Genomic DNA, 14,832 nt, shown 5'->3' with positions numbered 1-14,832 from the left:
ACGACGGCACGAGCGTCGTCGCAGCGCGCCGAAGTGCACCGTCGCTGTCGAGCGTCACCCTCGCCACGACGACTCCGGCAGGAGCACCGGCCACGCAGCCGGCGGCAGGTACGGCGTCGGGTCGACGTAGCGGCCGTCGATCCTCGCGCCGAGGTGCAGGCACGGCGCGGCGGCAGGGCAGTGGCCGACCGACACCCGGCCGACGGCGTCCCCCCGGCGGACCTCGGCCCCGGCGGTGACGAGCGGCTGCACGGAGTCGAGGGTGCTCACCAGCCCGTCGCCGTGGTCGATCGTCACCACCGTCCGTCCTCCGACCGCGCCGGCGAACGCCACCGTGCCGTCGTCGACCGCGACCGCCGTCGTGCCGACCGCTGCCGGGACGTCGATGCCGCGGTGACCCGCGGTGTAGTCGCTCAGCGGCGGTTCCCATCCACGTTCGACGACGCGGGTGCCGGTGGGCCAGACCCACGGCGCGGGCTCGGCTGCGGCTGCGGGTGATGCGGCTACTCGCGGCCTCACGGCAGTCGGCTCGTCGCGGGGAGCCGCCGGCGACACGACGACGCCGAGCGCCCCGGCGAGCACCACGGTCGTCAGGAGTGTGGGGAGCGGCGTGCCGGAGCCGGGGAACGAAGCCATGCCGCCACCCTGGCGCTGTCGGACCGGCTGTGCGGGTGGGGCTGGTCGACCTGTGGAGGGAGGGGCGGGCCTCCCGGCCTGTGCAGGCCGAGCGCCCCGGCGCACGCGACACGATCGCGGTCGCACGACGTCGACCATGTCGCGCGGTGGCCGGCCGCGCCGTCGCACGCGGCGGACGCGACAAGGTCGCAGTCGCACGACGTCGACGATGTCGCACAGCAACCACGCACTCTGCGACGGACCACGCGACGATCGACGCGCGCATCGTCGCAGAGCCCGCGCCCGCTCCCGCGCCCGCGCCGCCCGCCCGCCCCTGCCCGCCGCAGCCCCCCCGTTTGTGACCCGAGTCCCCTCGAGGAGTACAGTCGGGGCCGCTCCGGAACACGCAACGCCGCTCGGACGGCGAACCAGCCGACCACCGGGGCACCGTGCAGCAACCCCCGCACGGCGGCAGAACCCAGGAGCATCGTGTCCAACACAGCGACCGGGCACGGCGAAGACCGTGCGTTCAAGGGGAAGGTCACCGCGTTCGCCATCGCAGCAGCGGTGGGCGGTTTCCTCTTCGGCTTCGACTCGTCCGTCATCAACGGCGCGGTCGACGCGATCAAGGGCGAGTTCGGGCTGTCCGAGGCCGCCAGCGGCTTCGCGGTCGCCTCGGCGCTGATCGGCTGCGCGTTCGGTGCGTTCTTCGCCGGGCGCCTCGCGGACCGGTTCGGCCGCACGCGCATCATGTTCTGGGCCGCCGTGCTGTTCCTGGTCTCGTCGATCGGCTCGGGCTTCGCCTTCGCCACGTGGGACTTCGTGATCTGGCGTCTCGTCGGCGGTCTCGGCATCGGGACCGCGTCGGTCATCGCGCCGGCCTACATCTCCGAGGTCTCCCCGAAGGCCATCCGTGGGCGGCTGGCCTCGTTCCAGCAGCTCGCCATCACGCTCGGCATCTTCGCCGCCCTGCTCTCCGACCAGTTCTTCGCGGTCACGGCTGGCGGCGCGTCCGAGGTCGTCGCCGGGCTGCCGGCCTGGCGCTGGATGTTCCTGGTCGGCATCGTCCCCTCGGTGGTCTACGGGATCCTGGCCATCACGTTGCCGGAGTCGCCGCGCTACCTGCTGGCGAAGGGCCGAACGGACGACGCCCGCGAGGTCATGACGAAGATCGTGCCGCGCGACACGGTGAACACGAGCCTGGAGGAGATCCAGGACGGCATCGAGAAGGAAGCGAAGCAGAAGAAGGGCTCGATCCGCGGCAACCGCTTCGGTCTGCAGCCCATCGTCTGGGTCGGCATCATCCTCGCCGTGCTCCAGCAGTTCGTCGGCATCAACGTGATCTTCTACTACTCGACGACGCTCTGGCAGGCCGTCGGGTTCAAGGAGGACCAGTCCTTCCTCATCTCCACCATCACCTCGGTGGTGAACGTCGCGGTCACCTTCATCGCGATCTTCACGGTCGACAAGCTCGGCCGGAAGCCGCTGTTGGTCGCCGGGTCCTCGGGCATGTTCGTGTCGCTGCTCATGGTCGCGATCGCGTTCTCGCAGGCGACGATCGTCGACGGCGAGCCGAACCTGCCCGGTGCCTGGGGCGTCATCGCGCTCATCTTCGCGAACCTGTTCGTCGTGTCGTTCGGAGCGACGTGGGGTCCGCTCATGTGGGTGCTGCTCGGCGAGATGTTCCCGAACCGCATCCGTGCCACCGCGCTCGGCGTCGGCTCGGCCGCGAACTGGGTGGCGAACTTCCTCGTCACGATCACCTTCCCGGTGCTCTCGAGCTTCAACCTGACGGTCACGTACGGCATCTACGCGCTGTTCGCGCTCATCTCGCTGTTCTTCGTCATCGCGAAGATCCCGGAGACGAAGGGCCGCTCGCTCGAGGAGATGGGCATCTCCGCCGAGGGCGACACCGTGTCCGCGAAGGCCTGACGCACCAGCGTCACAGCGCGGGCGCCACGCCCTGACGCACCAGCGTCACCACGCTCAGGAGGCGCGGTGCAGGTCGGACCTGCACCGCGCCTCCTGTGCGCCCACCGTCTGCTAGCATCTCCTCAGCAGTGCGCTCCGGCGCGCTGACTTCGCGTGTCCACAGCGCCGTCACCGGCGCGGCACCCGACCATCGGTCCCGCTCTCACGAGCGGGCGGTCGCGTGCCAGGGCACCAGGGACCACGACCGAGGGTCGTGGTCGACACAACCGCAACAGGTCCGCAGCGACGTGCGAGAGCACGGCTGCGCGCCGAGAAGACAGAAGGAGGACGGCACATGGCCGTCGTCACCATCCGCCAGCTGCTCGACAGCGGCGTGCACTTCGGACACCAGACCCGTCGGTGGAACCCGAAGGTGAAGCGCTTCATCCTCGCCGAGCGCTCGGGCATCCACATCATCGACCTGCAGCAGTCGCTGGCCTTCATCGACCGCGCGTACGACTTCGTCAAGGAGACGGTCGCGCACGGTGGCACGATCCTCTTCGTGGGCACCAAGAAGCAGGCCCAGGGCTCCATCGCCGAGCAGGCGACCCGCGTCGGCCAGCCGTACGTCAACCAGCGTTGGCTCGGCGGTCTGCTCACGAACTTCCAGACGGTCTCCAAGCGCCTCGCGCGCATGAAGGAGCTCGAGGAGATCGACTTCGACGACACGACGAAGGGCTTCACCAAGAAGGAGCTCCTCATCAAGAAGCGCGAGCTGGACAAGCTCCACAAGACCCTCGGTGGTATCCGCAACCTCACGCGGACCCCGAGCGCGCTCTGGATCGTCGACACCAAGAAGGAGCACCTCGCCGTCGACGAGGCGCAGAAGCTCGGTATCCCGATCATCGGCATCCTCGACACCAACTGCGACCCCGACGAGATCACCTACCCGATCCCGGGCAACGACGACGCGATCCGCTCCGTCGGTCTGCTGACCCGCATCGTCGCCGACGCCGCGGCCGAGGGCCTGAAGACCCGCCACAACGGTGGCGACGAGGACGAGGCCTCCGAGCCCCTCGCCGAGTGGGAGCAGGAGCTCCTCGGTGGCGAGGCCGCCGCCACGACCGAGGCGCCCGCCGCCCCCGTCGAAGAGAACGACGCCGACGCGCAGGTCGCAGCGAAGGAGATCGGCGAGCCGATCGCCGACGACGCGAAGAACGCGGAGCCGACGGCCGAGGCCGAGGCTGCTGCGGAGACCACCCCCGCCGAGTGAGCTGCCGGGGCGCCGGACCCGACCGGGTCCGGCGCCCCGTCTCCACTCTCCACACACTCACAGTCCAGAAAGGACTCCAGTCAATGGCAAACTTCACCGCTGCTGACGTGAAGAAGCTCCGCGAGGACCTCGGCGCCGGCATGATGGACGCCAAGAACGCCCTCGTCGAGGCTGACGGCGACTACGACAAGGCCGTCGAGCTGCTCCGCATCAAGGGTGCGAAGGCCGTCGCCAAGCGCGACGACCGCGCCACCTCCGAGGGTGTCGTCGTCGCCTCGAGCGAGAACGGCGCCGCCACGGTCGTCGAGCTCGCGAGCGAGACCGACTTCGTCGCGAAGAACGAGAAGTTCACGACGCTGGCCGACAAGGTGCTCGGGGCCGTCTCGGCCGCCGGTGCCGCCGACGTCGCCGCCGCGAACGCCGCCCCGCTGGACGGCAAGACCGTCCTCGAGGTCGTCAACGAGGCCGCCGCCGCGCTGGGCGAGAAGCTCGAGGTCCGCACGGTCCGCCGTGTCGAGGGCTCGGCCTTCGAGATCTACCTGCACAAGACCAGCCAGGACCTGCCGCCGCAGATCGCCGTCGTCATCGCCTACGAGGGCGACAACGCCGCCGAGGCGCGCTCGATCGCCCAGCACGTCGCGTTCGCGAACCCGTCGTACCTGACGCGCGAGGACGTCCCGGCCGACGCGATCGAGAAGGAGCGCGCGACCGTCGAGGCGATCACGCGCGAGGAGGGCAAGCCGGAGGCCGCCCTGCCGAAGATCGTCGAGGGTCGTGTCAACGCCTTCATCAAGCAGGTCGCGCTCCTCGACCAGGACTACGCGAAGGACAACAAGATCTCCGTCGCGAAGGCCGCCGAGAACGCCGGCATCACGATCCAGGGCTTCGCCCGCGTCAAGGTCGGCGCGTAACGAACCCGTGACGGGGTCAGGAACCAGGTTGGTTCCTGACCCCGTTTTCGCGCGCTCGTGCGCGCGGACCCGGCCTGGAGGCACGACGTGCGTCCGCCGGACCGGCTGCGGCCGGGTAGATTCCCACGAGACATCGACGAAGGGTGCGACCAGATGACCGACGAGAAGACCGGACGACGCCGGGTCCTGCTGAAGCTCTCGGGAGAGGCCTTCGGTGCCGGGTCCCTCGGCGTGAACCCCGACGTGATCGGCTCGATCGCCCGGGAGATCGCCGTGGCGGCACAGGACGTCGAGATCGCGATCGTCGTCGGCGGGGGCAACTTCTTCCGCGGCGCGGAGCTCTCGCAGCGCGGCATGGACCGCGGCCGCGCCGACTACATGGGCATGCTCGGCACGGTGATGAACGCGCTCGCGCTGCAGGACTTCCTCGAGCAGGCCGGTGCCGCGACCCGCGTGCAGTCCGCCATCTCGATGACCCAGGTCGCCGAGTCGTACATCCCGCGACGCGCCGAGCGGCACCTCGAGAAGGGCCGCGTCGTCATCTTCGGCGCCGGCGCCGGGCTGCCCTACTTCTCCACCGACACGGTCGCGGCGCAGCGTGCGCTCGAGATCAAGGCGGACGAGGTCCTCGTCGCGAAGAACGGCGTCGACGGGGTCTACACCGCCGACCCGAAGAAGGACGCCACGGCCGAGAAGCTGCACCACGTGACGTACCAGGACGCCCTGCTCAAGGGCCTCAAGGTGGTCGACGCGACCGCGTTCTCGCTCTGCATGGACAACGGCATGCCGATGCACGTCTTCGGCATGGAGGGCGAGGGCAACGTCCAGGCCGCCATCCGGGGCGAGCGCATCGGCACCGTGGTCAGCAACTGACCTGCCGCGCTGACTAGACTCGACGCCAGTACCGAAGGAGTAACACCGTGATCAGTGATGTCCTGACCGAAGCCACCGAGAAGATGGCGAAGGCGGTCGAGGTCGCCAAGGACGACTTCTCCACCGTCCGAACCGGCCGGATCAACGCCGCGCTCTTCCAGAAGATCCCCGTCGAGTACTACGGCACCCCGACGCCGCTCGCGCAGCTCGCCTCGCTGCAGACCCCCGAGGCCCGCACGCTCATCGTGACGCCGTACGACAAGTCGGCGCTCAAGGAGATCGAGCGTGCCATCGCGACGTTCCCGAACCTCGGCGCGAGCCCGTCGAACGACGGCGAGATCGTCCGCGTGACGATCCCGGAGCTCACGCAGGACCGCCGCAAGGAGTTCGTCAAGCTCGTGCGCGGCAAGGGTGAGGACCACAAGGTCGTCATCCGCAACATCCGCCGCCGCGCCAAGGACGACCTCGACGCGCTGAAGGGCGAGATCTCGGACGACGAGATCGCCCGCGGCGACAAGGACCTCGAGGCCCTGACGAAGAAGCACGTCGACCAGATCGACGACTCGCTGAAGAAGAAGGAAGCCGAACTCCTCGAGGTCTGATGCGCCGCCCGCAACCGGGCGGTGACCGCCCCACAGAACCGCACGGACCCGTCGACACCGGGTCCGCGAAGAAGGGGCTGCGCCAGGACTTCGATGCGCGTGCCCGAGCGGCGCGCACCGACTTCGAGGCGCAGCTCCGGCAACGCCGGGCCGACCTCGGCGCGCGCAACGAAGCACTGACGGCGCGGACCGGGCGCAACCTGCCGGCGGCGATCGGCATCGCGCTCGCGTTCGCCGTGGTCATGCTCGGCTCGCTGCTCCTCTGGACGCCGTCGTTCATGGTCGTGGCGGCGTTCCTGCTCGGCGTGGGCGTCTACGAGCTGACGAGCGCGATGCGGTTCGCCGGTCGCGACGTGCCGCGGATCCCGAGCGTCGCGGTCGCGATCGCGATCGTGCCGGCGTCGTTCCTGTACGGACAGGTCGCCGCGCTGTTCACGTTGCTCGGCGGCATCGTCCTCATCAGCCTCTGGCGGCTGGTCGAGGTCGCGGTGGCGCGGCAGAAGCCCTCCGCCGGCAACGTCTTCCGCGACCTCACGAACGGCTTGTTCGTGCAGGCGTACATCTCGCTGCTCGGCGCCTGCGTGGTGCTGCTCTCCGCGCAGCCGCAGGGCAACCTCTGGGTGATCGGGTTCATCCTGGTCGTCGTCGCCGTGGACACCGGGGCGTACGCGACCGGGCTCAACCTCGGCAAGCACCCGATGGCGCCGCGGATCAGCCCGAAGAAGACCTGGGAGGGCTTCGCCGGCTCCGTCGCGGCGAGCATCGTCGTCGGCATCCTCGTGAGCTGGCTCATGCTCGGCCTGCCCTGGTGGACCGGTGTGGTGCTCGGTGTGCTCATCTCCGGGTCGGCCACGCTCGGCGACCTGACCGAGTCGATGATCAAGCGCGACCTCGGCATCAAGGACATCTCGTCGTTCCTGCCCGGGCACGGGGGACTGCTCGACCGGATCGACAGCATCCTGCCGTCCGCAGCCGTCGGGTACGTGCTGTACCTCATCGTCAACCACTGATCGTCGTCGGCCGCTGATCGTCGCCGGCGGCACCGTCACGGCGTCGTCCTCAGCGCGTCCAGGTTGTGCCACGGTGACGGACTGGCAGAATGTCGCCGTGGCAACCACCTTCCCGACCGCAGCCCGGTCCGCACTCGGTTACGACGTCGACGAGGTCGAGCGGTTCCTCGAGGACGCCCGTCGTGCGTACTCCGCCGACGACAGCGCCCCCGGGATCGAGGCCGCGAAGATCCGCGCGACGGCCTTCTCGATGCGGAAGGGCGGCTACTCGACGTCGCACGTCGACGCCGCGCTCGAGCGCCTCGAGGACGCCTTCGCCGCACGTGAGCGCGAGCGCGAGATCACCGAGGTCGGACAGAAGGCCTGGTACGCCGAGGCCCGGACCAAGGCGTCCGACGTCGTGGCGCGACTCGAACGGCCGGACGGGCAGCGGTTCCACCGGGTGAGCTTCCTCGGCACCGGGTACCACCCGAAGGACGTCGACGCGTTCGCCGAACGCCTCGCCGGGTACTTCCGCGAGGGCAAGGCCCTCAGCCTCACCGAGGTCCGCTCCGTCGTGTTCCGACCGAAGCACGGCGGCTACCGCGAAGCCCAGGTCGACGCGGTCCTCGACGCCGTCGTCGAGGTCATGCTCGCGGTCCGCTGATCCCGCTCGCGACGCGCTGGGGATCGGTGCTTCGTTTTCCGTGATCGTTCCGTTACCCTGGACCTACTCATGGGCAGGCACACGGCAGACCACAGCTCCGACCGCGATCCCCGCGAGCACCTCGGCCTCCAGGCCTCGGGTGAGCGCCGCGCGGCACTGAACCGAACCCGCAACGCGGACGCCTCGGTGCTCCGAGCGGACCCACCGGTGCTGCCGGCCGTGACCGCGCCCGTCGCCACCCCGAAGTCCGTCGCGGCGAACCGGGTCTCCGACGAGAACGTCTCGGCCTTCGCGCACGAGACCCCCCGCGTCGTGGCGACCGCGCCCGTGCGGCAGCGTCCGACCGCACGGTCGACGGCCGGTGTCAGGCCCACGGCGACCGCCTCGGTCAACACCTTCGCCCGGAAGCGCGCTCGCGTGCCCGCCATCTCGTTCTTCGGTGTGTTCCTGTTCGTCGGCGGCTCGCTCTTCAACCCGCTGCAGGCCGACGTGGCCCAGGCCGCGGTCGACACCCCGGTGCTCGTGAAGACCCCGACGAAGCCCCAGCAGTTCACCGCCGGCGGTGCCGACCTGACGGTCGCCGACCGCGACGGCTACGAGGTCACCGTGCCCGCGCCGAAGGTCAAGAAGGCGCCGAAGGTCGACGAGACCGCGGACGCCGACGACGTCGCCACCGACGGTGCCGACGACGCGACCGCCACCGACGAGCCGGTGTCCGCCAGCAACACGCTGGCCGCCGTGGCCGCCGCGCCAGACCCGGGCAGCGCGCAGGAGATCGCCCTCGCGCAGGTCACCGCCCGCGGCTGGGGCACCGACCAGTACAACTGCCTCGTCTCCCTGTGGAACAAGGAGTCGGGCTGGCGGGTCAACGCCTACAACCCGAGCGGCGCGTACGGCATCCCGCAGGCACTGCCCGGCAGCAAGATGGCCACGGCTGGTGCCGACTGGCAGACGAACCCCGCGACGCAGATCACGTGGGGCCTCAACTACATCGCGGGTGTCTACGGCACCCCGTGTGCTGCCTGGGGTCACAGCCAGGCCGTCAACTGGTACTGATCGGCAGTTCGGGTGCCGCGCAGCAACCGGCCGCGGCGTCCCCGCGGTCGCGACGTCGAGCCTGACGAGACGCCGGGCCTCGACCGGCTGATGGCGGGGTGGAAGCGCACCGAGGTCCGCCGTGGGCGGGAGTACCAGGTGCAGCCGATCTCGGTCGCCTCGGCGCAGAAGGAGTACGTCTGCCCGGGCTGCGGCGGCGCGGTCCTGCCCGGGACCGCGCACGTGGTGGTCTGGCGCACGGACGGCGTGCTCGGGGACGCGGCCGACCTCGCGTCGCGCCGGCACTGGCACAACCACTGTTGGAGCATCGCGTGACCCCGGAGCCGACGCCCGACACCGAGATCCGGTCCGCGACGGAACTGCCCGCGCGGCGCACCGACGTCGAGCTCGTCACCGACGACCACCTCGTCCTGGTCGGTGAGCTCGCCGAACCGGCGGAGCACCCGGCTCGGGGCACGATCGTCACCCTGCACCCGTTGCCGACCGCGCACGGTTTCATGGACTCCCACGTCCTGAAGAAGGCGGCGGCCCGGCTGCCCGCCCTGGCGGACATCGCCGTGCTGCGCTTCAACTTCCGCTCCGTCACGTCACCGCGCGGCACGTCCGAGGGCACCTTCGGCGACGGCGTGTCCGAGGGCTTCGACCTGCGCGCCGCCGTCGCCGAGGTCACCGACCGGGGCCTGCCGACGCCGTGGCTGGTCGGCTGGTCCTTCGGGACCGAGGTCGCGCTGAAGCACGCGCTCGAACACGTCGAGGCCGGCCGGGTCGCCGGGCTGGTGCTCCTGTCACCGCCGCTGCACCGCACCACCGACGAGGAGCTCGCCCGGTGGGCGGCCGTCCGGGTGCCCGTGGTCGCGCTCGTCCCGGAGCACGACGACTTCCTGCGGCCGGCCGAGGCGGTCGAGCGGTTCGCGCTCGCGCCGAACGTCCGGGTGGTGCCCGTCGAGGGTGCGAAGCACCTGTGGGTGGGGGAGCGGTACGTCCGGATCGTCCTCGACGCGATCGCCGACCTCGTCGTGCCGGGCAGCGCACCGCTGTCGACGCACTGGCCGGTCTGACGGACGCGGCCGGCGGACCCTGCGACCCGCCCCCTGCACGGCGCAGGCCGACCCGGAGGCGCGGGGCGGGCCTCCGGGCAGGCCTGCGTCAGTGGTCGGTGGCGTCCGTCGCGTCGTCCGCGTCCGTGGTGTCCACGGCGGGCGCCGCGCCGAGCAGCCCGGTGGCGTGCGTGAGGACGCCGCGCAGGTTCTCGAGGTAGCCGGCCACCGCGTCGCGCTCCGTCCGGATGGCCGCCAGGCGGTCCTCGGCCTCGGCGACGACGCCTGCCGTGCGCTCCTCGGCGTCCGCGACCATGCGGTGCACGCGGTCCTGCGCGTCGGCGACGATCGTGCGCGCGTGCTCCTGCGCCTCGGCGGTGCTGGTGCGCTCGAGGTCGTCGGCCTCCTGCTGCAGACGCTCGGCACGCTCGCGGGCCTCGGTCGCGCGGCGGGTGGCCTCGGCGAGCTGCAGGTTCGCCTCGTCGAGGTACTTCTGCGTCTCGGTGACCGTCTCGTGGTGCTTCTGCAGGTAGTCCTGCTCGGCGTCGTCCCGACGTGACGCGAGCTCGGACTCGAGCGTCGTCCGGGCCTCGTCACGTTCGCGGGCGATCTCGGCACGTGCCTCGTCGCGCTCCTTCGCGAGGTCGGCGCGGGCCGTGTCGATCTCCTGGCGCAGTGCGGTGCGCTCGGCCTCCAGGGTGCCGAGCTCGTTCGTCCGACGGTCCGCGATCTCGGTGTCGACCTCGGCGTGCTCGCGCTCGCGGCGCGCGGCGAGGGTGTCCTCGTGCTCGCGGACGGCGCGCTCGGCGGCGGCGTCGGCCTCGGCGCGCTCCCGGGCGACGCGGTCCTGGTGCTCCTCGAGTTCGCGGGCGATGCGCTCGGCGGTCTCCTGCACGAGCCGTGCGTTCTCGACGCGGGTCTGCTCCTCGTCGACGCGGAGCTGCGCGTGGGCCGCGCCGACCTCCTGCTCGAGGGCCGTGCGGGCGGCGGCGAGTTCGCGGTCCCACTCGGCGCGGGCGGCGGCGAGGTCCTCGTCGAGCACCCGGCGGCGGTCCGCGAACTCGCTGTCGAGCTCGTCACGGCGACGGGCGACCTCGGCGTCGAGCTCGGCGCGGCCGGACTCGAGCGCCAGCGCGTGCGCCTGCTGCTCCTCGTCGCGCTCACGGTGCCACGCTGCGCGCCCCTCGGCGACCTCGCGCTCGAGGGCCTGTCGACGTGTGGTCTCCTCGCGGTCGAGGTCCTCGGTGCGGCGCGTGTGGTCGGCCTCGAACACCGAGCGGCGGTGCTCGGTCTCGCGGTCGAGGTCCGCCGCCGCGGTGCGGGCGTCGGCGGAGGCGCGCTGTGCGGCCTCGCGCAGCTCGGCGACCTCGTGCTCGACCTGGGCGCGGAGGGCGTTCGTCTCGCGGATCGCGACCGAGCGGACCTCGGCTGCCTCGGTCAGGGCGGCGCCGCGGATGGCGGCGGCCTCGTTGCGGGCGTCCTGGGTGAGCAGCCCGGACTCGGCGCGGGCACGCTCGACGGTGTCGGCGGCCTCGGCGCGGGCGCGGGTCAGTTCGTTGGTCGCGCGGGTGCGGGCGTCCTCGAGGGTGTCGGACGCCTCGTCGCGGGCCTCGCGCAGGGTGCGCTCGGCGTCGGCGCGGCTCGAGGCGCGGAGACGCTGGGCGTCGATGTCGGCCTGGCTGATGAGGCGGGTGGACTGCTCCTCGGCCACGCGCAGCGTCGACTCGAGGCGGGTGCCGAGTCCGCTGTAGGTCGGGGTGCCGGCCTCGTCGAGCTCGCCCTGGAGCTCGGAGACGCGCGACTGCAGCAGCCGGATCTCCTTCGCGGCGTCGGCCCGGTCGGTGTTCGACTTGATGAGCTCGCGACGCAGGTCGTTCAGGGAACGGTCGACCTCGTCGCGGCGGTACCCGCGCAGCTCGGTCCCGAACTCGGCCTCGTCGTTCGCCACGTGTCGCTCCTGGTGCTCGGCGGAGGGCCCGGTCCGGGCCGCGCACCGATTGTAATGGTGCCCGGCGGGCCGCTTCTGTGACCGACGTCAGCGCGGATGGATGCGCCGTCCAGTGTTGCTCGCTATCCTGAGTCGCTGATTCGCGCGCCGACTCCCCACCCCGGCGCGGTAGGGAGAGAGTTCGTGCGATTCGTCCTGGCGATCGTCAGTTTCGTCATCGGCCTGCTGCTCGTCGCGCTCGCGGTCGGACAGCGGACGGTGTTCGCCCCGCCGTCGTCCCTCGTCGCGCAGAGCTCGACCACCAGCTCCGCGCCGGTGACCGTCATCCCGGGGTCGACGCTCAACGCGAACCCCGGCTACCAGCGCATCAACGTCTCCGGGTCCGGCAAGGTGTTCGCCGCCTACGGCAAGACCGCCGACGTGGACGCCTGGGTGGGCGACGCCGAGCACACCACGCTCCGGTTCGACGCCGAGAAGGCCGCGCTCGTCGGTCGGACCACCGGTTCCGAGTCGAGCGTCCCCTCGCCGGAGGGCAGCGACCTCTGGTACCAGGAGTGGGACGGCGCCGGGCAGTTCACCGTGCGGCTGCCGCAGGACGTCTCCGTGCTCATCGTCAGCGACGGGAAGGCCGCGGCGCCGAGCAACGTGTCCGTCACCTGGCCCCGCGACACCGCGACACCGACCGTCGGGCCGCTCCTGGTCGCCGGCGGTGTCTTCGTCCTCGGAGGCATCGTGCTCCTCGTCCTCGCGTTCCTGCACCAGCGTCGCGGCCGCGGACCCCGCCGCCGCAGCGGTGGCACGCGTCCGCCGCGCGTCCGTGCATCCCGGCGGGCCGCCGCGGCCGGGGCACAGGTCCCCTCGCGGGGTCGTCGCAGCTCCCGCGCCTTCATCGGCGTGCCGGTCGTCCTGGTCGGCGCGCTCACCCTGGCCGGCTGCTCGTCCGACTACTGGCCCCAGGGCGTCGACGCCTCGCTCGCGACCCCGACGCCGACCGCGACGGCGACCGGCGCCGCCACCACCACGGAGCCGACCGCGGCGACGAAGCAGCAGATCAGCCGCGTCGTCGACCGCATCGCCGAGGTGGCGAAGCAAGCGGACGGCCGACGGGACCGCGACCTCGTCCGGACCCGGTTCAGCGGGGCGGCGCTCGAGCTCCGGCTGGCGAACTACTCGATCCGCAGCAAGGACTCCGAGGTCAAGGCGCCGCCGACGATCTCCTCCGGGCAGGTCTGCGTGGCGCTCCCGCAGCAGACCGACACCTGGCCCCGCACGGTGTTCACGATCGTCGCCGAGGACTGCGACGCGAAGGCCGCCCCGCAGGCGCTGACGCTCGTGCAGGACTCCGCGCGCGACCCGTACAAGGTCGCCTACGACGTCTCGCTCGAGGCCGACGCGCAGATCCCGAGCCTCGCCCCGACCTCGATCGGTGCGGCGCTCCTGACGCCCGAGTCGAAGCTCCTGACGATCGCTCCCGACCAGGTGGCGACGGCCTACGCGGACATCCTGTCGAAGGACGCGAAGAGCGAGTACGCCGACCTGTTCTCGAGCGAGGGCGACGCGCTGCGCACCACGATCGGCAAGGCCTACAAGGACAAGAAGGCGAAGTCGCTGCCGGACACGGCGGAGATCGACTACTCGTCCGAGGTCCCCGCGGACAGCGCGGTCGCCATCGCGACCGACGACGCGGGGGCGCTCGTCTCGGCCGACCTGGACGAGATCGAGAAGGTGACCCCGACGGCCTCCGGCGCCGAGGTCAACACCGAGGGCGCCGTCAAGGCGTTGTCCGGTGTGGACAGCAGCAAGAAGGGGATCAGCGCGACGTACAGCGTCCAGCTGCTCTTCTCCGTCCCGCCGGTCGCCTCGGGTGGCAAAGTGGTCCTGCTCGGGTTCACGCAGGGCCTGACCGCAGCGAGTGAGGTGCAATGAGCAACATCCCCCCGACCCCGGCCGGGCTCCGTGGAGCCGTCGACCTGTCGTCCCTCGTCGACCGCGCCCAGCGGCCGCCGCAGCCCCCGCAGTCCGCGGGTGCCCCGGCGCCGCAGGGTGTGACGGCCGACGGATCCGAGACCGGCGGCGACCTGACCGTCCCGTCGCTCGTCCTCGACGTCACCGACCAGAGCTTCCAGGACGTGCTCCAGCTGTCCTCGGTCGTCCCGGTGATCGTCGACATCTGGGCGGAGTGGTGCGGGCCGTGCAAGCAGCTCTCGCCGATCCTCGAACAGCTGACCGCCGAGTACGCCGGGCGTGTGGTGCTCGCGAAGGTGGACGCCGACACGAACCCGCAGCTCGTGCAGGCGTTCCAGGCGCAGTCGATCCCGACCGTCGCCGCGGTGATCGGCGGACGGCCCCTCGGGCTGTTCGTCGGGGCACTGCCCGAGGCACAGGTGCGTGACGTCTTCGAGCAGGTCCTGCAAGCCGCCGAGCAGAACGGCGTGTCCGGGCGGGTCGCCGTCGACGGGGCGGCCCCTGCGGACGCGACCGAGCAGGGCGAGCCGGAGCCGGAGCCCCTGCCGCCGCACCACCAGGCGGCCTACGACGCCATCGAGCAGGGCGACTACGCGACGGCGATCGCCGAGTACAAGACCGCGATCGCGCAGGACCCGCACGACCAGATGGCCGTCGCCGGCCTCGCGCAGGTGTCGCTCCTCGACCGGCTCGACGGCCGGACCGCCGACGACATCCGTGCGGCTGCCGCCGCCGGGCCGTCGGACGTCCCCGCGCAGCTCGCGGTGGCGGACCTCGACGTCGCCGGTGGTCACGTCGAGGACGCCCTCGGTCGGCTGCTCGACCTCGTGCCGACGGTGTTCGGCGAGGACCGTGAGGCGCTCCGTGTGCGGCTCGTCGAGTACTTCGAGCTCGTCGGGACCGAGGACCCGCGCGTCGTCGCAGCCCGCCGTCGTCTGGCGAGCGCCCTGTACTAGACGCCCCACGAGACGGACGGGAGGCCCGG

At 71.6% G+C, this 14,832-nt stretch carries 14 protein-coding genes; 12 read left to right on the top strand and 2 right to left on the bottom strand.

Features of this window, described 5'->3' with window-relative positions; translation table 11 throughout:
- Positions 1–54: 54 nt before the first annotated feature.
- Positions 55–636 carry a M23 family metallopeptidase gene (locus tag BIU97_RS17145; RefSeq protein ID WP_175472138.1) on the bottom strand — a complete coding sequence of 194 codons (582 nt, stop codon included), beginning with the start codon at positions 634–636 and terminating at the stop codon, positions 55–57.
- A gap of 468 nt (positions 637–1,104) precedes the next feature.
- On the opposite strand from BIU97_RS17145, the gene BIU97_RS05120 reads away from it, so the two are divergent.
- The 10 genes from BIU97_RS05120 (at position 1,105) to BIU97_RS05075 (ending at position 9,955) form a co-directional block, all read left to right on the top strand.
- Complete coding sequence (locus tag BIU97_RS05120) at positions 1,105–2,547, top strand: sugar porter family MFS transporter (RefSeq protein WP_071253785.1); 1,443 nt, start codon at positions 1,105–1,107, stop codon at positions 2,545–2,547.
- A gap of 334 nt (positions 2,548–2,881) precedes the next feature.
- Positions 2,882–3,799 carry a 30S ribosomal protein S2 gene (gene rpsB, locus BIU97_RS05115; RefSeq protein WP_071253783.1) on the top strand — a complete coding sequence of 306 codons (918 nt, stop codon included), beginning with the start codon at positions 2,882–2,884 and terminating at the stop codon, positions 3,797–3,799.
- Positions 3,800–3,882: 83 nt separating this feature from the next.
- Complete coding sequence (gene tsf, locus BIU97_RS05110) at positions 3,883–4,710, top strand: translation elongation factor Ts (RefSeq protein ID WP_071253780.1); 828 nt, start codon at positions 3,883–3,885, stop codon at positions 4,708–4,710.
- Positions 4,711–4,863: 153 nt separating this feature from the next.
- Complete coding sequence (gene pyrH, locus BIU97_RS05105; RefSeq protein ID WP_071253777.1) at positions 4,864–5,583, top strand: UMP kinase; 720 nt, start codon at positions 4,864–4,866, stop codon at positions 5,581–5,583.
- A gap of 47 nt (positions 5,584–5,630) precedes the next feature.
- Positions 5,631–6,185 carry a ribosome recycling factor gene (gene frr, locus BIU97_RS05100; RefSeq protein WP_071253775.1) on the top strand — a complete coding sequence of 185 codons (555 nt, stop codon included), beginning with the start codon at positions 5,631–5,633 and terminating at the stop codon, positions 6,183–6,185.
- Complete coding sequence (locus tag BIU97_RS05095; RefSeq protein WP_254782907.1) at positions 6,185–7,195, top strand: phosphatidate cytidylyltransferase; 1,011 nt, start codon at positions 6,185–6,187, stop codon at positions 7,193–7,195. Before frr ends, BIU97_RS05095 begins: the two co-directional genes overlap by 1 nt.
- Positions 7,196–7,292: 97 nt before the next feature.
- Complete coding sequence (locus BIU97_RS05090) at positions 7,293–7,841, top strand: DivIVA domain-containing protein (protein ID WP_071253916.1); 549 nt, start codon at positions 7,293–7,295, stop codon at positions 7,839–7,841.
- 69 nt (positions 7,842–7,910) lie between these two features.
- On the top strand, positions 7,911–8,897 hold the full coding sequence (locus tag BIU97_RS05085) for a hypothetical protein (RefSeq protein WP_254782905.1): 987 nt from the start codon (positions 7,911–7,913) through the stop codon (positions 8,895–8,897).
- A gap of 12 nt (positions 8,898–8,909) precedes the next feature.
- Positions 8,910–9,212, top strand: coding sequence for a hypothetical protein (locus BIU97_RS05080; protein WP_071253773.1), 303 nt, complete (start codon positions 8,910–8,912; stop codon positions 9,210–9,212).
- Entirely contained in the window at positions 9,209–9,955 is a 747-nt protein-coding gene (locus BIU97_RS05075) for an alpha/beta hydrolase (RefSeq protein ID WP_139195903.1), read from the top strand. Before BIU97_RS05080 ends, BIU97_RS05075 begins: the two co-directional genes overlap by 4 nt.
- Positions 9,956–10,043: 88 nt before the next feature.
- Here BIU97_RS05075 and BIU97_RS05070 read toward each other — a convergent pair whose 3' ends face one another.
- Entirely contained in the window at positions 10,044–11,882 is a 1,839-nt protein-coding gene (locus BIU97_RS05070) for a hypothetical protein (protein WP_071253771.1), read from the bottom strand.
- A gap of 183 nt (positions 11,883–12,065) precedes the next feature.
- Here BIU97_RS05070 and BIU97_RS05065 point away from each other — a divergent pair, with 183 nt between their 5' ends.
- Entirely contained in the window at positions 12,066–13,808 is a 1,743-nt protein-coding gene (locus tag BIU97_RS05065) for a hypothetical protein (protein WP_071253769.1), read from the top strand.
- On the top strand, positions 13,805–14,803 hold the full coding sequence (locus BIU97_RS05060; RefSeq protein ID WP_071253767.1) for a tetratricopeptide repeat protein: 999 nt from the start codon (positions 13,805–13,807) through the stop codon (positions 14,801–14,803). The genes BIU97_RS05065 and BIU97_RS05060 overlap by 4 nt, the downstream gene beginning before the upstream one ends.
- The last annotated feature ends 29 nt before the right edge of the window (positions 14,804–14,832 follow it).

Source organism: Curtobacterium sp. MCBA15_009, assembly GCF_001864895.1.
In the GTDB taxonomy this organism is placed as follows: Bacteria; Actinomycetota; Actinomycetes; order Actinomycetales; family Microbacteriaceae; genus Curtobacterium.
Note: the sequence above shows the minus strand (reverse complement) of the source record. Positions and strands in the feature narration are given on the sequence as shown.